The organism is Dactylosporangium sucinum (assembly GCF_014647515.1).
Classification (GTDB): Bacteria; Actinomycetota; Actinomycetes; order Mycobacteriales; family Micromonosporaceae; genus Dactylosporangium; species Dactylosporangium sucinum.
Map to the genome: position 1 here is coordinate 30,840 of NZ_BMPI01000039.1, position 24,949 is coordinate 55,788.

Annotated in this window: 32 protein-coding genes; 15 read left to right on the plus strand and 17 right to left on the minus strand. The window is 71.6% G+C overall.

Going from position 1 to position 24,949, the window contains the following annotated elements; genetic code table 11:
- Positions 1-2: 2 nt before the first annotated feature.
- The 6 genes from IEZ31_RS33680 to IEZ31_RS33705 all read right to left on the minus strand — a co-directional run bounded on the left by IEZ31_RS33680 (position 3) and on the right by IEZ31_RS33705 (position 3,614).
- Complete coding sequence (locus IEZ31_RS33680) at positions 3-161, minus strand: hypothetical protein (RefSeq protein WP_190254092.1); 159 nt, start codon at positions 159-161, stop codon at positions 3-5.
- 131 nt (positions 162-292) lie between these two features.
- Entirely contained in the window at positions 293-973 is a 681-nt protein-coding gene (locus IEZ31_RS33685; protein WP_308429459.1) for a DUF6758 family protein, read from the minus strand.
- 45 nt (positions 974-1,018) lie between these two features.
- Positions 1,019-1,636 (minus strand): TrmH family RNA methyltransferase, encoded by a 618-nt coding sequence (locus IEZ31_RS33690; protein ID WP_190254094.1) that lies wholly within the window; start codon positions 1,634-1,636, stop codon positions 1,019-1,021.
- A gap of 119 nt (positions 1,637-1,755) precedes the next feature.
- Entirely contained in the window at positions 1,756-2,244 is a 489-nt protein-coding gene (locus tag IEZ31_RS33695; RefSeq protein WP_190254095.1) for a hypothetical protein, read from the minus strand.
- Positions 2,245-2,338: 94 nt separating this feature from the next.
- Positions 2,339-3,100, minus strand: a complete 762-nt coding sequence (locus IEZ31_RS33700) for a DUF695 domain-containing protein (RefSeq protein ID WP_190254096.1) — start codon at positions 3,098-3,100, stop codon at positions 2,339-2,341.
- 19 nt (positions 3,101-3,119) lie between these two features.
- Positions 3,120-3,614, minus strand: a complete 495-nt coding sequence (locus tag IEZ31_RS33705; protein WP_190254097.1) for a MaoC family dehydratase — start codon at positions 3,612-3,614, stop codon at positions 3,120-3,122.
- Between the two features lie 326 nt (positions 3,615-3,940).
- On the opposite strand from IEZ31_RS33705, the gene IEZ31_RS33710 reads away from it, so the two are divergent.
- From IEZ31_RS33710 to IEZ31_RS33720, 3 genes are read left to right on the plus strand one after another with little or no spacing between them, the layout of a single operon-like run.
- Positions 3,941-4,375, plus strand: coding sequence for a hypothetical protein (locus IEZ31_RS33710; RefSeq protein ID WP_190254098.1), 435 nt, complete (start codon positions 3,941-3,943; stop codon positions 4,373-4,375).
- Positions 4,363-5,226 (plus strand): HTTM domain-containing protein, encoded by an 864-nt coding sequence (locus IEZ31_RS33715; protein ID WP_229836073.1) that lies wholly within the window; start codon positions 4,363-4,365, stop codon positions 5,224-5,226. Before IEZ31_RS33710 ends, IEZ31_RS33715 begins: the two co-directional genes overlap by 13 nt.
- Positions 5,227-5,231: 5 nt before the next feature.
- The gene (locus tag IEZ31_RS33720; RefSeq protein WP_190254099.1) at positions 5,232-5,657 is read left to right on the plus strand and encodes a hypothetical protein; all 426 of its coding nucleotides are present in this window, start codon (positions 5,232-5,234) and stop codon (positions 5,655-5,657) included.
- A gap of 29 nt (positions 5,658-5,686) precedes the next feature.
- On the opposite strand, the gene IEZ31_RS33725 is transcribed toward IEZ31_RS33720, so the two are convergent.
- Entirely contained in the window at positions 5,687-6,076 is a 390-nt protein-coding gene (locus tag IEZ31_RS33725; protein WP_190254100.1) for a thiol-disulfide oxidoreductase DCC family protein, read from the minus strand.
- Between the two features lie 132 nt (positions 6,077-6,208).
- Between IEZ31_RS33725 and trxA the strand changes: the two genes are divergently transcribed.
- The 5 genes from trxA (at position 6,209) to IEZ31_RS33750 (ending at position 10,481) form a co-directional block, all read left to right on the plus strand.
- The gene (trxA, locus tag IEZ31_RS33730; protein ID WP_190254101.1) at positions 6,209-6,601 is read left to right on the plus strand and encodes a thioredoxin; all 393 of its coding nucleotides are present in this window, start codon (positions 6,209-6,211) and stop codon (positions 6,599-6,601) included.
- Between the two features lie 136 nt (positions 6,602-6,737).
- Positions 6,738-8,702, plus strand: a complete 1,965-nt coding sequence (locus tag IEZ31_RS33735) for an intein-containing Rv2578c family radical SAM protein (protein ID WP_373294733.1) — start codon at positions 6,738-6,740, stop codon at positions 8,700-8,702.
- Between the two features lie 78 nt (positions 8,703-8,780).
- Entirely contained in the window at positions 8,781-9,491 is a 711-nt protein-coding gene (locus IEZ31_RS33740) for a hypothetical protein (RefSeq protein WP_190254103.1), read from the plus strand.
- A gap of 55 nt (positions 9,492-9,546) precedes the next feature.
- A complete protein-coding gene (locus IEZ31_RS33745; RefSeq protein WP_190254104.1) occupies positions 9,547-10,041 on the plus strand; it encodes a potassium channel family protein in 495 nt (164 codons plus the stop codon).
- A 26-nt stretch (positions 10,042-10,067) separates the two neighbouring features.
- Entirely contained in the window at positions 10,068-10,481 is a 414-nt protein-coding gene (locus IEZ31_RS33750) for a CoA-binding protein (RefSeq protein WP_190254105.1), read from the plus strand.
- Here IEZ31_RS33750 and IEZ31_RS33755 read toward each other — a convergent pair.
- Complete coding sequence (locus IEZ31_RS33755) at positions 10,459-11,664, minus strand: acyl-CoA dehydrogenase family protein (protein WP_190254106.1); 1,206 nt, start codon at positions 11,662-11,664, stop codon at positions 10,459-10,461. The two genes, IEZ31_RS33750 and IEZ31_RS33755, sit on opposite strands and share 23 nt — an antisense overlap.
- Positions 11,665-11,780: 116 nt before the next feature.
- Here IEZ31_RS33755 and IEZ31_RS33760 point away from each other — a divergent pair, with 116 nt between their 5' ends.
- On the plus strand, positions 11,781-12,005 hold the full coding sequence (locus tag IEZ31_RS33760) for a DUF4190 domain-containing protein (protein ID WP_229836074.1): 225 nt from the start codon (positions 11,781-11,783) through the stop codon (positions 12,003-12,005).
- Here the strand turns inward: IEZ31_RS33760 and IEZ31_RS33765 are convergent.
- Together IEZ31_RS33765 and IEZ31_RS33770 are read right to left on the minus strand one after the other, a co-directional pair.
- Positions 12,002-12,913: an SDR family NAD(P)-dependent oxidoreductase gene (locus IEZ31_RS33765; protein ID WP_190254107.1), complete on the minus strand. Its 912-nt coding sequence runs from the start codon at positions 12,911-12,913 to the stop codon at positions 12,002-12,004. The genes IEZ31_RS33760 and IEZ31_RS33765 overlap by 4 nt on opposite strands.
- 53 nt (positions 12,914-12,966) lie before the next feature.
- The gene (locus IEZ31_RS33770) at positions 12,967-13,920 is read right to left on the minus strand and encodes an HpcH/HpaI aldolase/citrate lyase family protein (RefSeq protein WP_190254108.1); all 954 of its coding nucleotides are present in this window, start codon (positions 13,918-13,920) and stop codon (positions 12,967-12,969) included.
- A 77-nt stretch (positions 13,921-13,997) separates the two neighbouring features.
- Between IEZ31_RS33770 and IEZ31_RS33775 the strand changes: the two genes are divergently transcribed.
- On the plus strand, positions 13,998-14,822 hold the full coding sequence (locus tag IEZ31_RS33775; protein ID WP_190254109.1) for an SDR family NAD(P)-dependent oxidoreductase: 825 nt from the start codon (positions 13,998-14,000) through the stop codon (positions 14,820-14,822).
- On the opposite strand, the gene IEZ31_RS33780 is transcribed toward IEZ31_RS33775, so the two are convergent.
- From IEZ31_RS33780 to IEZ31_RS33790, 3 genes are read right to left on the minus strand one after another with little or no spacing between them, the layout of a single operon-like run.
- Positions 14,800-15,288, minus strand: a complete 489-nt coding sequence (locus IEZ31_RS33780) for a hypothetical protein (RefSeq protein ID WP_229836075.1) — start codon at positions 15,286-15,288, stop codon at positions 14,800-14,802. The genes IEZ31_RS33775 and IEZ31_RS33780 overlap by 23 nt on opposite strands.
- A 13-nt stretch (positions 15,289-15,301) precedes the next feature.
- Positions 15,302-15,880 carry an AmmeMemoRadiSam system protein A gene (gene amrA / locus IEZ31_RS33785; RefSeq protein ID WP_190254111.1) on the minus strand — a complete coding sequence of 193 codons (579 nt, stop codon included), beginning with the start codon at positions 15,878-15,880 and terminating at the stop codon, positions 15,302-15,304.
- A complete protein-coding gene (locus tag IEZ31_RS33790; protein ID WP_229836076.1) occupies positions 15,877-16,488 on the minus strand; it encodes an HAD family hydrolase in 612 nt (203 codons plus the stop codon). Before IEZ31_RS33790 ends, amrA begins: the two co-directional genes overlap by 4 nt.
- A gap of 194 nt (positions 16,489-16,682) precedes the next feature.
- On the opposite strand from IEZ31_RS33790, the gene IEZ31_RS33795 reads away from it, so the two are divergent.
- Complete coding sequence (locus tag IEZ31_RS33795) at positions 16,683-17,609, plus strand: DMT family transporter (RefSeq protein WP_190254113.1); 927 nt, start codon at positions 16,683-16,685, stop codon at positions 17,607-17,609.
- On the opposite strand, the gene IEZ31_RS33800 is transcribed toward IEZ31_RS33795, so the two are convergent.
- The gene (locus tag IEZ31_RS33800; protein WP_190254114.1) at positions 17,555-18,412 is read right to left on the minus strand and encodes a PhzF family phenazine biosynthesis protein; all 858 of its coding nucleotides are present in this window, start codon (positions 18,410-18,412) and stop codon (positions 17,555-17,557) included. The genes IEZ31_RS33795 and IEZ31_RS33800 overlap by 55 nt on opposite strands.
- Positions 18,413-18,444: 32 nt before the next feature.
- Between IEZ31_RS33800 and IEZ31_RS33805 the strand changes: the two genes are divergently transcribed.
- The 3 genes from IEZ31_RS33805 (at position 18,445) to IEZ31_RS33815 (ending at position 21,667) form a co-directional block, all read left to right on the plus strand.
- On the plus strand, positions 18,445-19,719 hold the full coding sequence (locus tag IEZ31_RS33805; RefSeq protein ID WP_190254115.1) for a magnesium transporter MgtE N-terminal domain-containing protein: 1,275 nt from the start codon (positions 18,445-18,447) through the stop codon (positions 19,717-19,719).
- Positions 19,712-20,341, plus strand: coding sequence for a DUF1003 domain-containing protein (locus IEZ31_RS33810; RefSeq protein ID WP_190254116.1), 630 nt, complete (start codon positions 19,712-19,714; stop codon positions 20,339-20,341). Before IEZ31_RS33805 ends, IEZ31_RS33810 begins: the two co-directional genes overlap by 8 nt.
- A gap of 183 nt (positions 20,342-20,524) precedes the next feature.
- Complete coding sequence (locus tag IEZ31_RS33815; protein WP_190254117.1) at positions 20,525-21,667, plus strand: Mrp/NBP35 family ATP-binding protein; 1,143 nt, start codon at positions 20,525-20,527, stop codon at positions 21,665-21,667.
- 35 nt (positions 21,668-21,702) lie between these two features.
- Here the strand turns inward: IEZ31_RS33815 and IEZ31_RS33820 are convergent, their stop codons facing one another.
- The 3 genes from IEZ31_RS33820 to IEZ31_RS33830 all read right to left on the minus strand — a co-directional run bounded on the left by IEZ31_RS33820 (position 21,703) and on the right by IEZ31_RS33830 (position 24,194).
- Positions 21,703-22,206, minus strand: coding sequence for a hypothetical protein (locus tag IEZ31_RS33820; protein WP_190254118.1), 504 nt, complete (start codon positions 22,204-22,206; stop codon positions 21,703-21,705).
- A 174-nt stretch (positions 22,207-22,380) separates the two neighbouring features.
- Entirely contained in the window at positions 22,381-22,812 is a 432-nt protein-coding gene (locus IEZ31_RS33825; protein WP_190254119.1) for a Sec-independent protein translocase subunit TatB, read from the minus strand.
- A gap of 71 nt (positions 22,813-22,883) precedes the next feature.
- Positions 22,884-24,194 carry a S1C family serine protease gene (locus tag IEZ31_RS33830; RefSeq protein ID WP_190254120.1) on the minus strand — a complete coding sequence of 437 codons (1,311 nt, stop codon included), beginning with the start codon at positions 24,192-24,194 and terminating at the stop codon, positions 22,884-22,886.
- A 164-nt stretch (positions 24,195-24,358) separates the two neighbouring features.
- Here IEZ31_RS33830 and IEZ31_RS33835 point away from each other — a divergent pair, with 164 nt between their 5' ends.
- A complete protein-coding gene (locus IEZ31_RS33835) occupies positions 24,359-24,949 on the plus strand; it encodes an O-methyltransferase (RefSeq protein ID WP_190254121.1) in 591 nt (196 codons plus the stop codon).

Consider the following 24,949-nt stretch of genomic DNA (forward strand, 5'->3'; position numbering starts at 1 on the left):
GGTCAGGCAACCAAACTGGAGAAGAAGTCACCGAAGCCGACGGCGATGTCCATGATCCCACCGCCGATGGACTTGAAAACCTCCGCCGCGGACTGCGGCCGATATGCCACGAAGAAGATGAGGAAGGCAATGCTTCCCCAGGTGAGGACCTTCTTTACCATCGCCGTCAATCCCCTCTCGCTACAACGTCGCGCACCCCCGTTGCAGCGAACTCAGCGTAGCAGTCGCCCGGCTGACGGTTAAGGTTTGCCGCGCCGATATCGACTTGGACCTTGATCCTAGTCGCGAGTGTCTACGCCTTCCCGTGAAGATAGGGCGACGGCGCGCCGAAGACGAGATGGGTTGGCACATCCTCGGCGAGATCGTGCAGGTCAAGCCCTTCCTCAAGGAGATACCCGGCCGCGGCCGGCCAGGTCACCACGTAGATCCACATGCCCATCGCCTCACCCACGTAGGCGCAGCGGTCCTCGGGTGACTTCGCCATCCACAGCGCGGTCGGCCAGCCCGCCGCCCGCACCTTCGCGTGGGCGGTCGTGGTGGCCAGGTCGCCGTCGAAGAACGGGCCGGGATCGGTGCCCGGCAGGCCGGCGAAACGGTTGCCCAGGCCGATGCCCGGCTCCTCGGCGACGATCACGCAGTCGGCCGGCCCGTGCTCGACGGGGCCGGGTCCGCTGCAGGCCAGGACGGTGGCGCGGTATCCCGAACGCTCGTCACCGACCAGACCCGCACCGGTGACCGTCCAGCCGCTGGGGAGCGGCCAGGGGCACCACATCGGCGTGGGACGGCGATCGCCAGTGCGCTGGGCCGTGGTGACGAGTTTGGTGCGGGCGGCCTCGAGGATCTCCGGCCCGATGTGGCTCGCGACGTGCAACGGCAGCACCGCTCCGTCGTCGTCGCACCGCCACTCGGTGTGCATGAGGTCAGGCGGCCGCACCGGACCGCCACAACGGGGACAGCTGACTGTGACGCCCATATACCCACGGTAAGGGGTCTTGAGCCGGGTTGGAGCACCGTTCGGCTACTGGTTTCCGTGCTCACGGATCCAGGCGTGCATCGCGATGCCGCTGGCCACGCCGGCGTTGATGGAGCGCGTCGAGCCGTATTGCGCGATGGAGTACACCGTCGTGCAGGCCAGCCGGGCCGGCTCGGACAGCCCGGGCCCCTCCTGGCCGAACAGCAGCACGCAGCGCCGCGGCAGGGCGGCGCGCTCCAGCGGCAGCGCACCGGGCAGGTTGTCGATCCCGATGAGCGGCAGGTCCTGGGCCCGGGTCCAGGCCAGGAACTCCTCGACCGTCGCGTGGTGGCGGACGTGCTGGTAGCGGTCGGTAACCATGGCGCCCCGCCGGTTCCATCGCCGCCGCCCGACGATGTGCACCTCGGCGGCCAGGAAGGCGTTGGCGTTGCGCACGACGGTGCCGATGTTGAGGTCGTGCTGCCAGTTCTCGATGGCCACGTGGAAGCCGTGCCGCCGGGTGTCGAGGTCGGCGACGATGGCGTCGAGGCGCCAGTAGCGGTACCGGTCGACGACGTTGCGCCGGTCGCCGTCGGCGAGCAGTTGCGGGTCGTAGTGCGGCTCGTCCGGCCAGGGCCCCGGCCAGGGACCCACTCCTACGGCGAGTTCGGCGTCTGGCTCCATCGCCGCCGACGGTACTAGGCCGCGGCCCGAGGAAAGAGTGTGGATGGAGGCCGGTCGGATGAGAAGGCTGTCCAGCTCACCCGACCGGCGTCCCAGGACCGCGCCGGTGCGCCGGGGGTTCAGCGGCGCAGGGCGCGGGCCAGCTCGTGGCCGATCGCGTTGACGAATCGGCGCTCGGCCAGCAGCACGTCGACGCCGCCCAGGCGGACCACGCCCGGTTGCCAGGCGGCCCGGCCGACGCTGCCGGCGATGTCCATGAGCCACTGGCCGTAGGCGAGGGCGACGTCGGCGCCCAGCCGCTCGTCCAGCAGCCGGACGGCGAAGCCGCAGTCCGCCAGTACCGCCGAAGCGTCCGCGGCGCGGGTGTCGATGTCGGCGTCGGTGAGCTGCTCGGCGAAGATGGCGGCGACCACACCGCGCACCAGCAGGGCGCGCGAGCGCTGGCCGGCGGCGATGGCCTCGACGCCCGCGACGGCGTCCACCTGCTCGTTCCCGGCGCACGCGGCGACGAGCACGCTACGGGGAAGCCGGACGAGCAGGTCCCACTCCGCCCGCCGCAGGGGCAGGTCGACGCGGGTCAAGTGGCTGGATGCGGGCTGGCTCGGCATGACAACCTCCCATAACGAAGCGTATGCCGAGAAATCCGCGGATTGCGGGCAAATCCGCCGGTTGACCCTTGACCGCGAACTCCGCCCCGACGGATCAGCCGGTCTGCACCATGCAGCCCCAGCCGTCGTAGAGGCCGTCGTGGCGCTCGACGACCCCGCGCACCTTCCAGGTGACCTCGTGCAGGGCCGGCGGCTCCACGGCGTCGCTGCGGATCGCCTGGAGCACGAAATCGCCCTCGTCACCGCGCTCGACGGTGACCGCGAAGCCGTCCGAGCGCAGATCCTGGGCGGCCATCTCGGCCCGCTCGGGGTCGGGGAAGTAGGCGAGGAACTCCACGGCGCGCGGGGTGCTGAGCCGGTCCCCGTGCGCCTCCAGCTCCTGCACCACCTGGTTGTCGTCCATGATGTTGCGCTGCCAGGCGTCGGGTGTGAGCTGCTCGCGGACCCGGGTCCAGCCCGGGTCCGGGGTCACCGTGGTCTCCGGGGTCAGGCCGGGCACGTCGGCGAGGGGCGGCGGGGTCGCGCCGTCGGGCAGGTAGCCGGTGATGCGGCCGGTGTTGCCGGACAGGACCCGGCCGACGAGGGCTCCCTTGACCGAGCGCAGCGCCTGCCGGACCACCTCGTCCAAGGCGTGGATCGCACCCAGCTCGCCGGCGTCGGGCATGCCGGTCGCGCCCTCGCCCTTGTAGCGGAACTCGACGTCCAGGCGCCGCGGCAGCCTGGCCACCGGGGCGGCCTCGACCGCGCCGAGGTCGATGTTGTACATCGCGAGATGGCCGCCGACCTCGCCGGGGTACACCGCCCAGCGCTCGACCCATGCCTGTTCCCGACCCAGCAGCCGGCGGAGCAACCCCACAGCCGTCCTCCCTGACGAACTACGGTTTGGGCTCCGGGAAGCTCGGCAGCTCCGGGCCCGCGTGCGACTTCTTCGGCACCATCACCCGGCGCCGGAAGACGCAGACAAGGGTGCCGTCCTGCTTGTAGCCCTTGGTCTCCACCGTCACGACGCCGCGGTCATCTTTCGACGCCGACTCGCGCTTGTCCAGCACGACGGTCTCGCCGTAGATGGTGTCGCCGTGGAAGGTGGGCGCGGTGTGCCGCAGCGACTCGACCTCCAGGTTGGCGATGGCCCGGCCGGACACGTCGGGCACCGACATGCCGAGCAGGATCGAGTACACGTAGTTGCCGACCACCACGTTGCGCTTGAACTGCGTCGACGTCTCCGCGTAGTGGGCGTCGATGTGCAGCGGGTGATGGTTCATCGTCAGCAGGCAGAACAGGTGGTCGTCGGCCTCGGTGACGGTCTTGCCCGGCCAGTGCCGGTAGACCGCGCCGACGTCGAACTCCTCGTAGTAGCGGCCGAACTGCATCTCGAACTCCTCCGCTTTTGTCGGTGGCCGAAGCATGCAGGTCGTCACGGGAGGCCGGTAGGGAAAAGTGACCAACTGTGCGGAAACGCAGTGAGCGGCGGGGCCCTCCCTGGCGCCCGCCGCCCACGCTGTGTGATGAGTATCTTGGTGGTCGATCCCCCTCGATGGCAACGCTCCGTATAGAGACGCAGGTCACATTTATCAAAATGAGACCAAAATTGAGCGTCGTCACTACGGACTGTGGCGTCACTCTCACTACACAGCGTGATAGCTCCCCGAATGGTGGACGCGCGCGGGTTGGTACCGGACGGTAAAGTCTGGCGCCGATGGAACGCCTGACTTCGCGGGGGCGCGCGGCCCGGTTGGTGGCCGCGCTGCTGTTCGGCGTCCTGACGCTGCTCGGCTCCACCGTCGGCAACGACTGGTGGTTCCCGTTCTCGCCGATGCGCCAGTTCTCCAACGCCGACCCGCCCAACGAGCCGATCGCCGTGCTGCGCACCGACGGCATCGACACCACCGGCCGGCGCATCCAGCTCAACGAGCGCAACGCCGGGGTGCGGCGGGCCGAGATCGAGTCCCAGATCGAGCGGTTCAAGCAGGACCCGTCGCTGCTGCGCTCGATCCAGGACGCGTACGCGGCGCGCAACCCGTCCGCGCCGCCGCTCGTGGAGGTCGACATCGTCGAGGAGCGCCACCACCTGCACAACGCCCAGCCGACCGGCGAGATCACCGAGGTGGTGCTGGCTCGATGGCGGCCCTGACGAAGTGGCTGTTCGCCCCGGTGCCGAAGGGGCGGATCGCGGCCTTCCGCACGCTGGTCTACGCGTTCGTCGCGCTGGACGTCACCTTCTTCAGCGGCTGGATCCGCTCGCACGCCGACCTACCCCAGAACCTGTACCAGCCGCTCGTCATCGGCGACCTGCTGCACCTGCCCGCGCCGAACCGCGTCATCGTGGACGCCACGTTCTTCGCCCTCATCCCGCTGTCGCTGCTGGCGGCGACCGGCCGGGCGCATCGCCTGCTCGGCTGGGCGGTGTTCATCCTGTACCTCGAGTGGATGATCATCGCGATGAGCTACGGCAAGATCGACCATGATCGGTTCGGGCTCCTCGTCGCGCTGGCCGTGCTGCCCACCGCCGGACGCGCGCGGCACGGCGAGACCGAGCCGACTGAGGCGGGCGGCTTCGCGCTGCGCATGACCCAGGTCGGCGTCATCTGCACGTACTTCCTGGCCGCGGTGGCCAAGCTGCGCGACAGCGGCCTGGCGTGGTTCACGGGGGCGACGCTGACCCGGTCCTTCATCCGCCGCGGGACGGTCCTCGCGCACTGGCTGCTGAACATTCCCGGGTTCACCGTGGTCAGCCAGTTCGGCATCATGGGCTTCGAGCTGCTCAGCCCGCTGGTGTTCTTCGTCCGCCCCCGGGTCCGCTATGCGATGGTCTTCGGCTTCTACCTGTTCCACCTGTTCACGTTCAGCCTGATCACCATCTCGTTCATCCCGCACCAGGTGGCGATGGCGAGCTTCCTGCCGCTGGAGAAGGTGACACCCGTGGTGTGGGTGCGCCGCCTGCTGCGCCGCCCGTCCGCTTCCCCGTCCCCCGAGGTGGCGTGATCCCCATGTCGGTGTGGCTGACCCTGATCAAGCTCGACCCGGCCCTGTTACCGGCGTCGCCGGCGTTCGTGACATCACTGTTCTTCGACCGGCCGCCGTCAGCGGGCATCGATCCGGACGAGGACGTGCTGGGCATCGACAACTTCGACGAGCTGGTCGACCTGGCCGACCCGGCGGCCCCGCATCCGTGGATCGCCCGGGCGACGCGGGGCACGGGGAGCGCGGAGGTCGACTGCGGACTGCGGTACTGGGGGGCCTTCGTGCACGATCCGGCGACGGTCGCCGAGATCGCCGCGAACCTGCCGAACTCGGTCGAGCTGGCCCTGGAGGCGGACGACGAGGTCGAGTTCGAGGCCGACTTCGACGACGTGCGCGCCTTCTACCGGCAGGCCGCCCGCGAGGGCAAGGCGATCGTGGGCGGCGCCCACTGAGGCCTTGCCGGGACGGCCGGATGCTTCCCTCACGAAGCGCGTGCCGGGTGGTTCTCGGGGAGGGCGCAGGCTGCTGTGCCGCCGGGCATGCGGTGGCGGTTGCGGGCCACCCAGCGGTACACCGGCCAGGCCAGCGCCGTGACGGGACGGAACGCCAGGACTCCACCGGCCAGGCGCCACGGGAGCGTCGACCCGCGCAGGAGGTCGGCGATCGCGGCCGGGCCGGCGGTCACCGGGTGGCCTTGCGCCACGTAGTACACCGCCGAGCTCACCTGGTCCTCCGTCACGCCCAGCGCGTCGAGGTCGGCGAACTGCCAGGCCACGACATCCGCCTGCGGCTTGATGCGATTCTCGATGAAGCGGGCGCATGATGAACAGAAGGCGCAGTCACCGTCAAAGAGGAAGGTCGGCCGGTCCATGGTTTCATCATGGATCATCCGCACCGCTGCGCCGGGGTGAGCCCGGCCACCGGTTGGGAATGCCGGTAAGGGGTATGCGGTTACAACGGTGCGTACCCGACGCGACGTCCGAGAAGGATCGGAGCTTCAAGCATGGCGACCGTAGACCTGACCGTGGAGAACTTCGCCGAGAAGGTCGGCGGCGAGGGCATCGCCCTCGTCGACTTCTGGGCGGAATGGTGCGGACCCTGTAAGCGGTTCGCGCCGGTGTACGAGCGGGTGTCGGAGAAGAACCCCGACATCACGTTCGGCAAGGTGGACACGGAGGCGGAGCAGCAGCTGGCCATGGAGTTCAACATCCGCTCCATCCCGACCCTGCTGATCGTGCGGGACGGCGTGGCGCTGTACTCCGAGCCCGGCGCGCTGCCGGAGCAGGCGCTCGAGTCGCTGATCCAGCAGGCCCGCGACCTGGACATGGACGAGGTCCGGGCCAAGGTCGCCGAGGCCGCCGCCGAGCAGGACTCCACCGACCGGGCCGAAGCGTAGCCAGCCGAGCGCCCTGCGTCACCACCCACGCCGGGCGCTTGCATCCTCTTCGTACGCGTGTTCGAATGAACCCGTGCGATGGGACAACCTGAAGGCGACTGGCGGTCCCGGCACCGGTGACGCCGGGCAGTCGCGAGTGCTGCCACTCGCGCTGCCCGGGGCCGTCGCCCGCACCTTCGACACGCCCGAGTTCCGGGGCGTCACGTTCTACGAGGTGCGCGCAAAGTCGCTCGTCAACCGCGTGCCGGGCACCTCACGGGTGCCGTTCGAATGGACGATCAACCCCTATCGGGGCTGCTCACACGCGTGTGTCTACTGCCTGACCGGCGACACCGCCATCCTCATGGCCGACGGGACGACCCGCCCGCTGGCCGGCCTCGCCGTCGGCGACGAGATCGTGGGCACGGTGCGCGACGGGCGGCTCCGGCGATACGTGACGACGAAGGTCCTGGCCCACTGGTCGACCCTCAAGCCGGCCCATCGCGTGACGCTCGCCGACGGCACCACCCTGATCGCCTCGGGCGACCACCGGTTCCTGTCCGACCGTGGCTGGAAGCACGTGACCGGCGCGCGGCACGGGCGCAGCCGCCGCCCGCACCTCACGACCGCCAACCGTCTCACCGGCCTCGGGAGGCTGCCGGAGCGGCCGGTGGAGGACGAGGACTATCGGCGGGGGTATCTCTGCGGCTTCGTCAACGGCGACGGCCACGTCGGGCCGGTCGCCGCCGCCGCGCTGCGCCGCGCCCGGGCCTACGCGGCGGCCTGCGGGGGGCTGCACGCGATGGCCACCGGCGACCGCGACCACCGGGAGTTCGCCGGGGCCAGCGTGCGCGACGCCAGCGTGGTGCTGGAGTGGCCCGAGGCGCCGGCCCGGCGGTGGCGCCAGGGGTTCGTGGCCGGGCTGTTCGACGCGGCCGGCGGGCTGGTTGACGGCCTGCCCCGTTTCCACTCGGTCGACAAGGTGGTCGTCGACTGGCTGGTGGAGTGCCTGGCCGTGCTCGGCTTCGCCTGCGTGACCGACGACGTGGGGATGGGCGGCGTGCGGGTGCTCGGCGGCACGCGGGAGCGGGTCCGGTTCGGCCTGCTGTTCGCGCCGGCCACCCCGACCGGCACGGCGATCGGCGACCTGGTGCGCGGCGACGAGTCGCTGCGGGTCACCGCCATCGAGCCGCTGGGCGTCGAGGTGCCGATGTTCGACATCACGACCGGCACCGGCGACTTCATCGCCAACGGCGTGGTGAGCCACAACTGCTTCGCCCGGCGGACCCACACCTACCTCGACCTCGACGCCGGCCACGACTTCGACTCGCAGATCGTGGTCAAGGTCAACGCGGGCGAGGTGCTGCGCCGGGAGCTGTCCTCGAAGAGCTGGCCCGGTGCCCACCTGGCGATGGGCACCAACGTCGACTGCTACCAGCGGGCCGAGGGGCGCTACCGGCTGATGCGCGACATCCTGGCCGCCCTGCGCGACCACGCCAACCCGTTCTCGATCCTCACCAAGGGCACCCTGATCGCCCGCGACCTCGACCTGCTCAAGCAGGCCGCCGAGGTGACGAGCGTGAGCGTGTCGATGTCGATCGGGTTCCTCGACGAGGCGCTCTGGCGCTCGGTCGAGCCGGGCACGCCCAGCCCGCGGCGGCGGCTCGACGTCGTGCGGCGCTTCACCGACGAGGGGTTCCGCGTCGGCGTCCTGATGGCGCCGATCCTGCCCGGCCTGACCGACACCCAGGAGTCGATCGACGCCACGGTCGCCGAGCTGGCGGCGGCGGGCGCGGCCTCCATCGTGCCGATCACGCTGCACCTGCGGCCGGGGGCCCGGGAGTGGTATCAGGGCTGGCTCGCCCGCGAGCATCCGCAGCTGGTGCCGCGCTATCGCGAGCTGTATGGGGACGGGTTCTACGCCGGCCGGGAGTATCAGCGGGAGGTGTCGGCGCGCGTCCGCATGGCGTCGCGCCGGCACGGGCTGCAGAGCGGCGACACCGGGACCACCCGCATGCCGTCCACGGGCTCGCCGGAGGGCTTCGGTGTGCCCGAAGGCGCCGCGCGATCCAAGCGTGTCAAGCCCGGGGGCCCCGACGTGGAGCAGTTGTCGCTGCTGTGAGCAAGGTGAGCCGGGTTACTGGGAATCCGCAGTCTTTCGGTCAGCTAACGGTCAGGTTTGTTGGCTAGGGTCGGGCGCATGGGGGGACGTGCCGGCGACTATCTGGTGCTCGTTGGGCCGCCGGTGGCCGTCGGGGCAGCCGTCGGGGTGGTCGTGCTGGCCGACGAGCCCGAGGCGTTCCTGCCGCTCATGATCGTGCTGCAGCCGTTGACGACCCTCGGGATCGTCATCGGGCTGGTGGAGCTCACCCGGACGAACCGGGGACCGTCCACGTTCCGGCTGGCGGCGCATGACGGGGTGGTGGCCTTCGCCGTGCTGCCCAACTTCCGGCGGCAGTGCCTGTTCAACGGGCTGCTGAGCGCCGCGCTCGTGCTGATGGCCAGCACCGGGCTGCGGGTGCCGGGCCGGATCGTTCCGATCATGGCCTGGGCCATCCTGTTGCTCAACGCGACCGCCATGCTCCTGCTGGTGCACCGGATGCTCCGCAGCGGGCCGCTGCTGCTGACGGCCGACGGGATCGCCATCGACGGCGGGCGCACGTTCGTGCCGTGGCCGGCGCTGGCGCCGGGCCCGGACCGTCCGCTGTGGACGCTCGCGCACCCCGACCTGGTGCGGGGGCGGCGGATCCGTCAGTTACAGCCCGGCCAGACGGTGCCGCTCGACGTGTCGCTGTGGTTCCTGTCGCTGTCGATCTACGACTACGTCAGCCATCCCGAGCATCGGGCGGCCATCGGCACGCCCGAGGAGCTCGACCGCCTCCGCGGCACGCTGGCCACGCGAGCCGCCTAGGCCGTCACCCCGGGAGTCACTCGGGGCTCGCCCGGCCGGCGGGCACCCTGGAGCCATGGGGCGGGTGGCCCGGCGCGGGCTGGTGGTGCTGGTCGTGGCCACGCTCGTGTACTACCTGGTGCCGTTGACCACGATCCGGGCCGCCGACGAGTGGATCCGGGGTGCCGTGACGCTGATCGGGGTGGCCGTGCTCTGCGTGCTGTTCGCCCGGCAGCTGCGCCGGCAGGTGCGGGCCGGGTCGCGCGACGACGTGCGGGTCGAGAGCCTCGTGCTGCTGATGGTGCTCGCCGTGTTCGGGTTCTCGCTCGCGTACTTCGTCGTCTCCGCCGACCCGCGCCAGTTCGTCGGCCTGGAGACGCGCACGGATGCGCTGTACTTCACACTCTCCACGCTCGCGACCGTCGGCTACGGCGACGTGCACGCCGCCGGGCAGGCCGCGCGCGTGCTCGTGATCTGCCAGATCGTGTTCAACCTGCTGTTCATCGGGACGGCCGTCACGGTCGTGAGCGCGTCGGTGAGGGGCCGGCTGCGCGACGAGCACCGGGCCTAGCCGGCCGGCGAGCTACCGTTGCGTCCATGCGCAGCGCGGAGCAGATCCTGCGGGAAGCCACCACGATCGCGGTCGTCGGGGCCTCGCGGAGCCGCATGAAGACGGCCCATTCGGTGCCCCTGGCGATCCAGCGTCACGGATGGCGCATCATCCCGGTGAATCCGTTCGCGGACGAGATCTTCGGCGTGCGGGCATACCGGACGCTCGCCGACATCCCCGAGCCGGTCGACCTGGTCAACGTGTTCCGGCCGTCGGCCGACGCCGCCCAGGTGGTCAAGGACGCGCTCGCGATCGGCGCTCCCGCGATCTGGCTGCAGCAGGACATCGTCTCCCCCGAGGGCCGGGCGCTGGCCGAGGCCGCCGGGGTCGACTACGTCGAGGACGCGTGCATCGCCGTGATCCGGGCCGTCCACGCGATTACCGGACCCCGTAGTCCTTGAGCAGCCCCCGGCTGATGATCGTCTTCTGGATCTCGCTCGTGCCCTCGCCGATGAGCAGGAACGGGGCCTCGCGCATCAGCCGCTCGATCTCGTACTCCTTGGAGTAGCCGTAGCCGCCGTGGATCCGGAACGACTCCTGGACCACCTCGGCGCAGTACTCGCTGGCCAGCAGCTTCGCCATGCCCGCCTCGACGTCGTTGCGCCGGCCGGAGTCCTTCAGGCGGGCGGCGTTGACCATCAGGCCGTGGGCGGCCTCGATCTTCGTCGCCATCTCGGCCAGCTTGAACGCGATCGCCTGGTGCTTGACCAGCGGCGCGCCGAACGTCTGCCGCTGCTGCGCGTACGCGATCGCCAGCTCGAACGCGCGGATCGAGATCCCGCAGGCGCGCGCGGCGACGTTGACCCGGCCGACCTCGATGCCGTCCATCATCTGGTAGAAGCCGCGACCCGCCTGGTCCGGTCCGCCCAGGATCGCGCTCGCCGGCACCCGCACGCCGTCGAGGACCATCTCGGTGGTCTCGACGCCCTTGTACCCCATCTTCTCGATCTTCCCGGGGATGGTCAGGCCGGGCAGCAGCTCGTTCTCGCCGAAGCCGGGCGCCTTCTCCAGCAGGAACGTCGTCATGTTCCCGTACACCGACCCGGCGCCGAGGTCGGTCTTCACCAGCGTGGCCACGACGGTCGAGTACGCGCCGTTCGTCAGCCACATCTTCTGCCCGTTGATCACGTAGTCGGCGCCGTCGGGCACGGCCTTGGTGCGGATCGCGGCGACGTCGGAGCCGCAGCCCGGCTCGGACATCGAGAACGCGCCGCGCACCTCGCCGGCGGCCATCCGCGGCAGGAGGCGCTCGCGCTGCTCGGGCGAGCCGTGCTGGGAGACCAGGTAGGCGACGATGAAGTGGGTGTTGACGATGCCGGAGATCGACATCCAGCCGCGGGAGAGCTCCTCCACGACCAGGGCGTAGGTCAGCAGCGACTCGCCGAGGCCGCCGAACTGCTCGGGGATGGTCAGCCCGAACAGTCCCATTTCGCGCATGCCGGCGACGATGTCGGCTGGGTAGACGTCGTCGTGCTCGAGCCGCTGCGCGTGGGGGATGATCTCCTTGTCCACGAACTCCCGCACGGTCTCCAGGATCGACTGCTGCACGTCGGTCAGGCCTGGTGTCTGGGCAAGGCGGGCCATCTGGTCGACCTCCGTTGGTCAGCACAAGTTACCGGCGGGTACGCAGGCAGTATCGCGTCCGCACCGTGACCCGGCCAATGTGAGCGGCCCACATCCACCTGTGAAATTCTTCTCCGGTGAACGAGGACCAGCGGATTCCCGGCGTCAACACGATGGCGATCGCGGCCCTGGTATTCGCCGTGCTGCTCCCGCCGTTCGGCATCATCATGGGCCACATCGCGCGGGCCCAGATCAAGCGGACGGGCGAGGGCGGCCGCTGGCTGGCATTGACCGCCCTGATCGTCGGCTACACCCTGCTGGCCTGCCTGTGCGGCATCCCGATCGTGGTGCTGGGTGTTTAGCGGTACTGCGCCTCGCGGACGCTGTTGCCGCCGTCCACGACGAGCATCTGGCCGGTGATGTAGGACGCGCCGGGCGAGCACAGGAACGCGATCGTCGCCGCCACCTCCTCCGGCGTGCCCGGCCGGCCCATCGGGGTGCCGAAGCCCTGCTTGAGCTCGACCAGCGTCGACGCTCCCGTGTGGATGATGCCGGGGGCGACCGCGTTCACCGTGATGCCGTCGGCGACCAGTTCCATAGCCAGGGCCCGGGTCAGGCCCACGACCCCCGCCTTGGCGGCCGCGTAGCCGGCCTCGGCCGGCAGGGCGTTCACCGGGCCGGCCGTGGCCGCCAGGTTCACGATGCGGCCCCAGCCGTGCTCGGCCATGCCGCCGACGAACGCGCGGCTGACCAGGAACGCCGTGGTGAGGTTGCGGTCGATCTCGGCACGCCACTCCTCATAGGTGAGCTGCGCGACCGGGCGGAGCACCTCCGGGCTGGCCTTGCTGGCCAGGCCGGCGTTGTTGACCAGGATGTCGACGGCGCCGAGCTGGTCGCTGATCGCGTCGGCCAGGGCGCCGACCTCGGCCTCGACGGTGAGGTCGGCGACGAAGCCGATCACGCCCAGCTCGCTCGCGCGGTCGTGGATGCGCCGCGTGGTCGAGACGATCGCGACCGCCGCGCCCATCGCCTTCAGGCGGCGGGCGGTGGCGTAGCCGATGCCGTCGGGGCTGCCGGCGCCGGTCACCAGGGCCACCCGGCCGTCGAGGCGTTCGGCGGCCGTCGCCGACTCGTCGTCCGCGGGATCTTCGGCGAGCTCGGGTCCGTTGGAGGGGACGGCGCGCAGCGTGCGCCGCGCGGAGGACGGGCGGCTCACATCGCGCCGGCCGCTCTTGCCGGCGGGTCCGCTGGAGCGAAGGTCGGGTGCCATAGGGCAAATCCTGCCTTCCGGATCCGCCACCGGGCAATGCGACGCGCGTTTTCTCAGGCCGGCGGGGTGAACGAGGTGGTACGCGACATGCCCGCGGCCCGGCCTTTCGCCGAGATGACCAGCGCCATCTTGCGGGAGGCCTCGTCGATCATCTCGTCGCCGAGCATGACCGCGCCGAGCTTCCCGCCGGCCTCGGACGTGTAGTAGTCGTACGCGTCGAGGATGAGCTCGGCGTGATCGTAGTCCGCCTGGGCCGGGCTGTAGACCTCGTTCGCGGCGTCGATCTGGCCCGGGTGCAGCACCCACTTGCCGTCGAAGCCGAGGGCGGCGCTGCGCTTGGCGACCTCGCGGAACGCCTCGACGTCGCGGATCTGCAGGAACGGGCCGTCGATCGCCTGCAGGTCGTGCATGCGGGCGGCCATCAGGATGCGCATGAGGATGTAGTGGTACGGGTCGCCGGGGTAGTCGGGGATCAGCGCGCCGACGACGAGCGACTTCATGTTGATCGAGGCCATGAAGTCGGCCGGGCCGAAGATGATCGTCTCGACGCGCGGCGAGGCGCCGGCGATCGCGTCGACGTTGACCAGGCCGGCGGCGTTCTCGATCTGCGCCTCGATGCCGATCTTCCCGGCGGGCAGCCCGATCGTCTTCTCGATCTGGGTCAGCGTCAGGTCGAGCCACTGGACCTGCGCGGCCGACTGCACCTTCGGCAGCATGATGCAGTCGAGGTGCTCGCCGGCGCCCTCGACGACCTCGATGACGTCGCGGTACGTCCACGGGGTGGTGAGGTCGTTGACCCGCACCACGCGGGTCTTGCCGCCCCAGTCGCCATCGTTGAGCGCCGCCACGATGTTCTTGCGCGCCTCCGGCTTGGCCAGCGGCGCGACCGCGTCCTCCAGGTCGAGGAAGACCTGGTCGGCGGGCAGGCCCTGGGCCTTGTCGAGCATCTTCACGCTCGACCCGGGAACGGCGAGGCACGAGCGGCGCGGGCGACCGAGAGCGGCCATGGAAGGGCTCCTTAGCAAGGGTTAAGGGGCGAGGTACGCCACGGTAACCTCGTCCCGTGAGCGCGCAGAATGCCCCTGTGGGAGATCTCACCGGCCGTACGATCGTGGTCACCGGAGCCAGTTCAGGCATCGGTCTGGCTGCATCCGTCGAGATGGCGCGCCGCGGTGCCCACGTGGTGCTCGTCGGCCGCAACCCCGATCGTCTCACCGCCGCGGCCGCCGCGGTGCAGGATGCGACCGGCGGGAAGACTCCCCCGGCCTACCGGGCCGACTTCGCGCGCCTCGACGACGTGCACGTGCTCGTCGATCATTTGCGCCAGCGGTACCAGAGGATCGACGTCCTGGCGAACAACGCGGGCGGCGTCGTGCGGGGGCATGCCGTGACCCCCGACGGGTTCGAGGAGACGATCCAGACCAACCACCTGGCCGGCTTCCTGCTGAGCAACCTCCTGCGCGAGCAGCTGCGCAACGGCCGCATCATCAACACGGCCTCGGGCGCCCACGCGATGGGCGCGATCGACCCCGACGACCTGCGCGGGGCCCGCCGGACGGGGCTGTGGCGGAGCTACGGCTCGGCGAAGCAGGCCAACATCCTGTTCGCGGCCGAGGCGGCGCGGCGCTGGCCCGACATCATGTCCGCGGCGTACCACCCGGGCTGGGTCCGCAGCCGCTTCGGCACGAGCATCGGGGTCGGTTTCGCCAGCCGGATCACGCCGTTCGCCAAGACGCCGGAGCAGGGCGCCGACACGCTGGTCTGGCTGGCCGCGACCCCGGCCGTGCAGCTCACCTCGGGCGGCTACTACGTCAAGCGCAAGCTCGCCCAGCCGACCGCGGCCACGCGCGACCCGCGGCTCGCGGCCCGGCTGTGGGAGGCCAGCCTCAGCGCTGTCGGTCTCGGGTAGCCCCGCGCACCTTGTGCAGGCGGAACGGCCGCTTCGGCAGCCGGGTCGCCGGCGAGGGCCGGGGCGGGGCGGCCTGCGAGTCGTCGGGCATCGGGCTGGTCTCGCCGGCCGGGGTCAGGCGGCTGACCACGCACCGCTCGGCCCACCCGGCGGCGAGGTCGGTGGCACCGTTGAGGCGCTTGCCGGCCAGCTGCGGCACGAGCTCGGCCCAGTCGTCGGCGGACGGATCGATGCGGGTCACCGTCGCCGCCCAGGTGACGATGCGCCCGCCGTGGTCGCCGCGGAGCGTGACGTCGGCCGTGGCCGCCTCGGCGAGCCCTGGGGCGGCCTGCTCGCCGGGGCCGCTCACGACCAGCAGCGAGCCGCCGAGCCAGGCGCACCACACCAGGTAGGCCGGGCCGGCGCCGGGCACCGACAGCCAGGCGACGGCGGCCTTCTTGGCGGCCTCCTCGATCAACGGCTCCATACCCGCCATCCAATCACAGCGGCGTCCGCGGCGACCGGTCGTGAAACTCGCTCGACCCGTACCGGAAGGCCGCCACTCCGGCCGGCCACTCCCCCTCCGGCCAGCCACCCTTGCGCAGCAGTGCGGTCAGGAACCGCTCCGGCTCGGGCAGCTTGGCCCAGACCGACGGCAGGAACGTGGCCCGCCGCCGGCCGTCGTCGAGGATCAGCCCGTGGGTGCCCGGATCCAGCGCGGCCAGCACCTGCGTGTCGTCGCCGGCCGGGATCTCGGTCGGCCGGTCGAGGACCGAGACCTTGACGTCGAGCAGCGGCCAGTCGTCGTGCGTGACCGGCGGGAGGCGGGGGTCGGCCATCGCCCGCACCGCGTTGCGCACGACGTCGTGGTGCAGCGGGCGGACCGGCTCCAGGGTGCCGACGCAGCCGCGCAGGACACCGTCGCGCTCGAGCGTGACGAACGAGGCGCCGCTTGCGTGCAGGGCGCCGTCGAGCGGCAGCCGGGCGACGAGACGGACCCCGCTGAGGCGCGCGCGGACCGCGTCCGCCGCCAGGCGGGCGAGGAGCCGGCCATCCGTCAGCGACAATGCCGCCGTCACGCCACCAGCATAGGGGCGCCGACGAGCGCAAGGACGTCATGCAGCGTTTCGATTCGGCCGCCGCGCCAGTCGGGCTCCGCGTGGAAGGTCAGGTGGTCGCCGAGGTCCGGGGCGGCCAGCTGTACCGCGGTGAGGCCGAACGCCTGGGCGCCGGTCAGCTCGCGGCCGCCGCCGTCGCCGACGTAGAGGCACCCGGCGGGGTCGGCGCCGAGCAGGTCACAGGCGGTGCGGTACATCGCCGGGTCCGGCTTGGCGGCGCCGACCTCCGACGAGTAGACCGCGGCGTCGAACAGGCCGGCCAGGGCGGACGTCGGCAGGAAACCCGGCAGCTCGAACCAGCAGTCGCTGACGATCGCCACCTTGACCCCGGCCGCGCGCAGTGCCCGCAGGACGGGCACGGTCTCGGCGCGCAGCGGGGCGTCGTCCTGCAGCGCCGCCAGGCGTAACTCGAGCGCGGCGTGCAGCTGTGCGTAGGACGGCGCGGCGCCGATGCGGGCACACAGTGCCCGTATGCCGGAGATCGCGCCGTTGCCGACCCCGCCGCGGGCCCGCTCGTCGAAGGTCAGGTCCAGCAGGTCGACCCACTCGTCCGGGTCGACCCCGAGCACCTCGGCCGTCCGCCGGTGCCCTTCGCCGCGCCGTACGGCGGACGTACACGTGTTGAAGTAGTCAAAACAGACAGCAGCGAACACTGATCGGCCCCCCTCGTATCCCCCAAACGGATGAGTAGGGTCTTACAGGGTGGCGAGGGCGACAAGTGTCGGATCAACGACAGTTTTCAGCTAGTGCAAAGATCTCCCGCATGGCTTCCGTCGTCGCGCTCGTGGTCGCGATCGTGGCGATCTCGTCGTCGGCGCCGCTCATCGCCTTTGCGGCCGCCCCGTCGCTGGCCATCGCCTTCTGGCGCAATGCCGCGGCGGTCGGCGTCCTCGCGCCGGTCGCGCTGGTGCGGCGGCCGGACGAGGTGCGCCACCTGTTCGGGCGGCGCGCCGGACTCGTGAGCGTCACGTCCGGGCTGTTCCTGGCGGTCCACTTCGGCGCGTGGGTGCCCAGCACCAAGCTCACCAGCGTCGCCATGTCGGTGGCGCTCGTCTCCACCACGCCGATCTGGACCGCGCTCGTCTCGGCGGTTCGCGGCGTGCGGGTGCCGGCCTCGACCTGGGCCGGCATCGGGCTGGCGGTGGCCGGCGTCGCGCTCGCCACCGGCGCCGACCCCGACCTGTCGCCCCGGGCCCTGCTCGGCGACGGGCTGGCGCTGCTCGGCGGCCTCGCCGCGGCCGGGTACACGCTGCTCGGCAGCCGGGCCCGCGCGACGATCGCGACCACGACGTACACGAGCGTCTGCTACTCGGTGTGCGCTGTCGTCCTGCTGGCCGCCTCGCTCGTCACCGGCGCCGACCTGGTCGGCTTCGACGGGCAGACCTGGGTCGCGATCGCCGCGATGACGATCGGGCCGCAGCTGCTCGGCCACACCCTGATCAACTACGCGCTGCGGCGCATCGGGTCGACCACGGTCGCGGTGCTGCTCCTGCTGGAGGTGCCGGGCGCGCTGGTCATCGCCTGGCTGCTGCTCGGCCAGCTGCCCGAGGCGCGCACGCTGCCCGGGATCGCCGTACTGCTGGCCGGCGTGGCGATCGTGGTGCTCGGGGCGCGCCGTCAGCCCGGTCAGCCCGGTCAACCCACGAACGGCGGCACGGCCATCTCGCCGGAGGCGATCGGCACCACGTGACCGCCGACGGTCGCGGCGACCGCCACCCCGCCGGACGCGGTGACCGAGCACTGCAACGACGACGGCCGGCGGATCTCCACGCCCTGGATGATGTGGTATTGGCTGAGCCCGTCGCCGGGCAGCAGACCGGCCGCCACCAGCCAGACGCCGAGGCCGAGCGCCGCCGACCCGGTCGCCGGGTCCTCGGCCACGCCGACCCCGGGGACCAGCACCCGGACGTGCGCCTCGTGCCGCTCGGCGTCCCAGTGGAAGACGCTGAGGTTGTCGACCTCGTGCTGCAGCCGCACCCTGGTGACCGCCTCGTCGGTCACCGACAGGTACGCGAACTCGAGCCCGCAACCGGCCGTGCGCGGCGCCGGGCCGACGAAGTCGTCCTCGGTCAGGCCGAGCGCCGCGAGGAGCGGCGCCGGGTCGAGGGCCACGCCGACGGTCGGCTCGCCGCCGGTGACGGTCGCGCTGTGGTGCTCCGGGTCGACCCGGATCGGGATCAGGCCGGCGCCGCACTCCTGCACGATGTCGGTGCCCTTGACGACGCCGGCCCGGTGCAGGGTGACCGCGCAGCCCACGCTCGGGTGGCCGGCGAACGGCAGCTCGACGCCCGGCGTGAAGATCCGCACCCGGTAGGTGGCGCCGGGCGTCGTCGGCGGCAGCACGAAGATCGTCTCGGACAGGTTGAACTCGCGCGCGATCGCCTGCATCTGCTCGCCGGCGAGGTCCTGCGCGTCGTGGACGATCGCCAGCGGGTTGCCGGTGAAGGGCCGGTCGGTGAAGACGTCGACGACGGAGTACCGCACCATGCTCATGAGCGGAAGCCTAATAAGTAGGCTGGTTCCTTGTGAGCACTGCGCCGCGAGTCTATGTGGCGCGCCTTGCCAGCCTGAGCGTGTTCGATCCGAACGGCGACCAGGTGGGCCGGGTGCGCGATGCGGTCGCGCGTCCCCGCACCGGCAACCAGCCGCCCCGCGTGGTCGGGCTGGTCGCCGAGATGCCGATGCGGCGGCGGATCTTCCTGCCCATCGGGCGGATCACCGCGATCGAGCCCGACGCCGTGGTGCTCAACACCGGCACGCTCAACCTGCGCCGGTTCGAGAAGCGCCCCGGTGAGCTGCTGGTGCTCGAGGACTTCGTCGACCGGCACGTCACCGTCCCTGCCACCGGGCGCACGGGCGCCGTCGTCGACGTCGCCATGGAGTCCGACCGCACCGGCGAGTGGTCGCTGACGCGCGTCGCCGTCCGCGAGTTCAGCGGCCGGCTGACCCGCCGCGGCCATCTCAACCAGCTCGAGTGGGGCGAGGTCGCCGGGCTGGCCGGGGAGCCGCAGACCCAGGGCACGGCCGGGCTGCTCGCGGTGCTCGACAACATGCGCCCCGCCGACCTGGCCAACGTCCTGCAGGACCTGTCCGAGAGTCGGCGGGTCGAGGTCGCCGCGGCGCTGGACGACGAGCGGCTCGCCGACGTGCTGGAGGAGCTGCCCGAGCACGACCAGCTGGAGATCATCACCGCGCTGGAGCCGCAGCGGGCCGCCGACGTGCTGGAGGAGATGGACCCGGACGACGCCGCCGACCTGCTCTCCGAGATGCCGAAGCCGGAGCAGGAGGTGCTGCTCGACCTGATGGAGCCCGACGAGGCCTCCCCGGTCCGCGCCCTGCTCGACTACCTGCCGGGCACCGCAGGCTCGGTGATGACCTCGGAGCCGATCGTCATGCCGCCCGACGCCACCGTGGCCGAGGCGCTCGCCCGCATCCGCGAGCCGCAGCTCTCCCCCGCCGTCGCCGCCGGGGTCTTCGTCACCCGCCCGCCGATGGCCACCCCGACCGGGCGGTATCTCGGGGTCGTCCACTTCCAGCGGCTGCTCCGCGAGCCACCTTCGGCGCTGCTCGGCGGCGTGGTCGACAACGACATCGATCCGCTCGAACCGGGTACCACCCTGGCCGAGATCACCCGCCGCATGGCGACCTACAACCTGGTGGTGATGCCCGTGGTCGACGACAACGACAAGCTGGTCGGCGCCGTCACGGTCGACGACGTGCTCGACCACCTGCTGCCCGAGGACTGGCGCGACCGCGACCACGCCGAGCCACTGTCGCTGCCGGGCGGTGGCCGTGGCTGACCGTCGCCGCCTCGACCAGCCGCGCGAGACCCGGATCACGCTGCCCCGCTTCGACCCCGAGGCGTTCGGGCAGTGGTCCGAGGGGATCGCCCGGTTCATGGGCACGGCCAAGTTCCTCGTCTACATGACGGTGGTGATCCTGGCCTGGATCGCCTGGAACACGCTCACGCCCGAGAGCTGGCGCTTCGACCCGTACACGTTCACGTTCCTCACGCTGATCCTGTCGCTGCAGGCGTCCTACGCGGCGCCCCTCATCCTGCTGGCCCAGAACCGGCAGACGGACCGCGACCGGCTGGCCTCCGAGGAGGACCGGCGGCGGGCGGCCGCCCAGAAGGCGGACACCGAATACCTGGCCCGGGAGATCGCCGCGCTGCGCATCGCCGTCGGCGAGGTGGCGACCCGCGACTTCCTGCGGTCGGAGCTGGCCCGGATGGGCGAGGAGCTCGACGAGTCCGCTGTGCGGCGGGCGAAGCTGGAGCGGAAGAAGGCGAAGAAGGCGGCGGCCGCGGCGACCGCGCTGGACGAGCCGCTGGAGGCGGACGACGGCGACGACCCGGACGACTCGGTGGACTCCGACTCGCCGGATGCCTCGCCTTCGTCGCGGCGGCGGCTCCGGCACTGAGCTTTGCTGTTGGCCGCGCGCCTCAAGGGGCTAGGCGCGCGGCGTGTAAACGATGGTCGCACCGGGTCGGGTGCGGGGACAACCCCGGTGGTTGGCAAAATACTCATTTCGGGTGGTGTGACGCGTTCCTCGGCGGCGCTCACCACGCGGGGTGGGCGGGCATCCCGACGTACCATGGCAGCCATGTCTGCCCCGGCCACCACCGTTGAGGACGCGATCACCGCCGCGCTCGCGACCGTCGACGACCCTGAGATTCGCCGCCCGATCACCGAGCTGGGCATGGTGCGTGACGTCATGCTCCGCCCGGACGGGGTCGCGGCGATCGGCATCCTGCTGACGGTGGCCGGCTGCCCGCTGAAGGACAAGCTGCGCAGCGACATCACGCGCGCGGTCGGGGCGGTCGCGGGCGTGACCGCGGTCGAGATCGACTTCGGCGTCATGACCCCGGAGCAGCGCAAGAACCTGCAGACCAGCCTGCGCGGCGACGTGCAGGAGCCGGTGATCCCGTTCGCCCAGCCGGGCTCGCGCACCCGCGTCTACGCGGTGGCCAGCGGCAAGGGCGGCGTGGGAAAGTCGAGCGTCACGGTCAACCTGGCGGCGTCGCTGGCGGCCCGCGGCCTCTCGGTCGGCGTCGTCGACGCCGACATCTACGGCCACTCCGTCCCCCGCATGCTGGGCGCCGACGGCCGCCCGACCCAGGTCGAGTCGATGATCATGCCCCCGTCCTCCCACGGCGTGAAGGTCATCTCGATCGGCATGTTCACCCCCGGCAACACCGCGGTCGTGTGGCGCGGCCCGATGCTCCACCGGGCCCTGCAGCAGTTCCTCGCCGACGTGTACTGGGGCGACCTCGACGTCCTCCTCCTCGACCTCCCGCCGGGCACCGGCGACGTGGCCATCTCGCTGGCCCAGCTGCTCCCGTCGGCCGAGATCCTGGTCGTGACCACTCCCCAGGCCGCCGCGGCCGAGGTGGCCGAGCGGGCCGGCTCGATCGCCCTGCAGACCCACCAGCGCATCGTGGGCGTGGTCGAGAACATGTCCTGGCTGGAGCTCCCCACGGGCGAGAAGATGGAGATCTTCGGCGCCGGCGGCGGCCAGACGGTGGCCGACTCGCTGAGCCGCCTGGTTGGCGCGAAGGTGCCGCTGCTGGGCCAGATCCCCCTCGACACCCGCCTGCGCGAGGCCGGCGACTCGGGGCAGCCGCTGGTGCTGGCCACCCCGGACGCTCCCGCGGCGGTCGCCCTGAGCGCGGTGGCGGATCGGCTGGCGCAGCGACGGGAGAGCCTGGTCGGCAAGCCGCTGGGGCTGAAGCCCGCCGGTCGCTGACCTCGCCGCTCCGGCGCCGCGGAAGCGGTCCATGATCACGGACGTTTGTGTGTCGCATAGGGACGAGAACTTCCGCGGTCACGCAGGCGCACGCACGCCACCCGGAAGGCCAGACACAAACTGGCCGCCCTGGCCGGCGCGGCCGTGGTGTCCCAGCCGGACATCGGCGCAGCGAGGCGGGTCCGAGCACTATGCGTCGAATGCTCGATTTGGGCCGTTAGGCACCGAACTCGGCAACCGGGCCGTGCGGCATGGTCGGACCGCAGCGTCGGGCCGACGGTGCGATGCGGTGCTAATGCCGTAGCCGCCGCGGCGAGCACTGCCTCGTCCGCTGCCTTCGCCGCGAGCACTGCTGCCGCCGCGAAGACTGCCACTGCTGCCGCGAGCACCGCCGCCGCCCTCGCCGCGAGCACCGCCGCCGCCCTCGCCGCGAGCACCGCCGCCTCCACCGCCGCTGCCGCGAGCACCGCCGCCGCCCTCGCCGCGAGCACCGCCGCCTCCACCGCCGCTGCCGCGAGCACTGCCTCCGCCGCGAGCACCGCAGCCGCAGCCGCCGCGAGCCCTGCCGGCGCCGTCCTCACTGACCCGCGCAGCCGCAGCGTCCGCTTTCGCCGCCATAGCTCGACATTTCGGAAATGTCGCCCACCGACCCGACCATCTCGCGGTCGGGCTGTCGTGGCAGGCGCCCGCAGTACGACCGGGGCGAATGAATGTCAGGTGACGTCGTCCCAGGAGGCGCGCACCGCCGGCTGGGACGGCGGTGGCGTGGTCGCGGCCGGGGTCGAGGCCGGGGTCGCCACGCTGTTGGCCGCGGAAGCCGCCGCCTGGGCATCGCGCTTCACGCCGTCCGCCACGCCTTTGACGTCGTCGTAGATGCCCTGTAACGGCTTGCGGAGGGCGGCCTCGTCGGCCTCGCTGAGCAGGTGCTTGCGCAGGAAGGTCTTCGGGTGGAGGTCTTCCAGCTGGATGTCGGTGCCGAGTTCCTTGCTGAGGTCGCCGGTGGCGTTGCGCGCCATCTGGCGGACGTTGCGCAGCATCCGCATGCCGTCGCCGATGGCCTTCGGCAAGCGGTCGGGACCGAAGATGAACAGCCCGACCAGGATGATCAGGATGAACTCCCAGCCGCCGATGTTCTCCAAGCCCATTGTGCCGGCCCTCCCCTGCTCTCAGCCGCAAGACTACGCACCCGCGGCCCCGAACGGGGAGGGCCCGATGGTCACTTCGCGTCTGCGACCAGCGTTACTGACGTTTTTTCCCGAGTTGTACCGCGTAAGTACTGGATTTCCACCGTGTCCCCGGGTGCGTACTTGCGCACGAGCGCGGTGAGGTCCCAGAACTCCTCGACCGGCTTGCCGTTGACGGTCAGGATCACGTCGCCGCTCTTCAGGCCGGCCGCGGCGGCCGGGCCGCCGGCCTCGACGGAGGCGAGGCGGGCGCCGCCGACCGGGTTGCGGTACGACGGGTCGGGCTGGACGCCCATCACGGTGCGCCGGGCCTTGCCGGTGTTGATGATGTCGGTGGCGATGCGCTTGGCATGGTTGATCGGGATCGCGAACGCGAGGCCGACGTTGCCCGCCGTGGACTGGTCCTCGGACAGGGTGCCGATCACCGAGTTGATGCCGACCACGCGGCCGGCGCCGTTGAAGAGCGGGCCGCCCGAGTTGCCCTGGTTGACCGCGGCGTCGGTCTGGATGGCCGAGTAGTATCGTGCGGTGCCGCCCTCGCTGGTGCGGATGGGGCGGTCGAGGTAGCTGACCACGCCGTAGGTGAGCGTGCTGGTCAGGCCGAGCGGCGCGCCGACCGCGACGACCGGGTCGCCGACCTGGACCTGGTCGGAGTCGCCGAACTCGACGGGGACGAGCTTACCCTCGGGCAGCCCGGCCGTATCGATCTTGAGCACGGCGACGTCGGACTCGTCGTCGCCGCCGACCACCTTCGCCGAGGCCACCGTCGCGTCGCTGAACCGGACCGTCGCGTTGCCGGTGCCGCCCTCGACGACGTGGTTGTTGGTGATGACATGGCCGTCGTTGGACACGACGAAGCCGGAGCCGAGGGACATGCCGGAGCCGACCCGGATGCTGATCGTGACGACGCTGGGCAGGACCTTCTTGGCCAGGGCGGCGACCGAGTCCGGCGGGCGGCCGTTGAGCGGCGGGTCGCTGCCGAGCTGCGTGCCGCCGAGGCCGCCACCGCCGCCGACGGCGAAGACGTAGCCGAGCGTGCCGCCGAGCGCGCCCGCCAGCAGGGCGGTGACGATCGACACGACCAGCACGAGACCCAGGCCGAGGCGCGGGCCCGGGCCGGGCGCCGGCGGCTTCTCAAGCGGCGGGATGTCGTCCTGCGGCGTCTTCACGACGACGACGGGCGCGTCGGGATCGCGCCACGGGTCGGCCAGCGCGTCGGACCACCAGCTGTCGGGCGCGGGCTGCGGCTGCGTCTGCGGGCGGCCCTGCGTAGGCGTCGCCCAGCCACCGGGGCTGGGCGCTGCGCCATGGCCCGGCTGACGCCAGGCCGAACCGTCTGTCACGATCGGCTCCTCCGTCCGTTTCGCATCCAGCATTACACGCTCCGGCATCCCACACGCGGGGGCGAGGTCTCCTAGGCTTTGCCGGGAATCGACTCACCTGGAGGTGCCCCATCACCGCGTCCGCGAGAAGCGCGCAGCAGTTCGCCGACTTCGTCGACGGGTACGTGCTGGAGGACCCGGTGCTCACGGCCGCCCGCGAACAGGCCGGTGAGCTGGGCATCCACGCCGTCAGCCGGGGTTGCGGCGCGGCACTGCGGGTGATCGCCGCGGTGAGCAACGCGAAGGCCGTCGTCGAGGTCGGCACCGGCACCGGGGTGAGCGGCGGGTGGCTCCTGCGCGGCATGCGGCGCGACGGCGTTCTCACCACGATCGACTACGAGGCCGAGCACCAGCGGATCGCGCGGCGCGTGTTCTCCGCCGCCGGCAACCCGCCGTCGCGGGCCCGCATCATCACCGGCCGGGCGCTGGACGTGCTGCCCCGGCTGGCCGACCGGGCGTACGACCTGGTGTTCGTGGATCACGACCCGGCCGAGTACGGCCCCGTCGTGACCGCGGCCGAGCGGCTCCTGCGCCCGGGCGGGACGCTGGTGCTGAACGACGCCCTGGCCGGCGGCCGGGTCAGTGATCCCACGATTCGGGACACGGAGACGGTACTGCTGAGAGAGACGGTCAAGGGTCTGCGCGACAGCGACGCTTGGGTGCCCGCTCTGCTGCCGATCGGTGACGGACTGTTGCTGGCGGCACGCGCGGCTTAG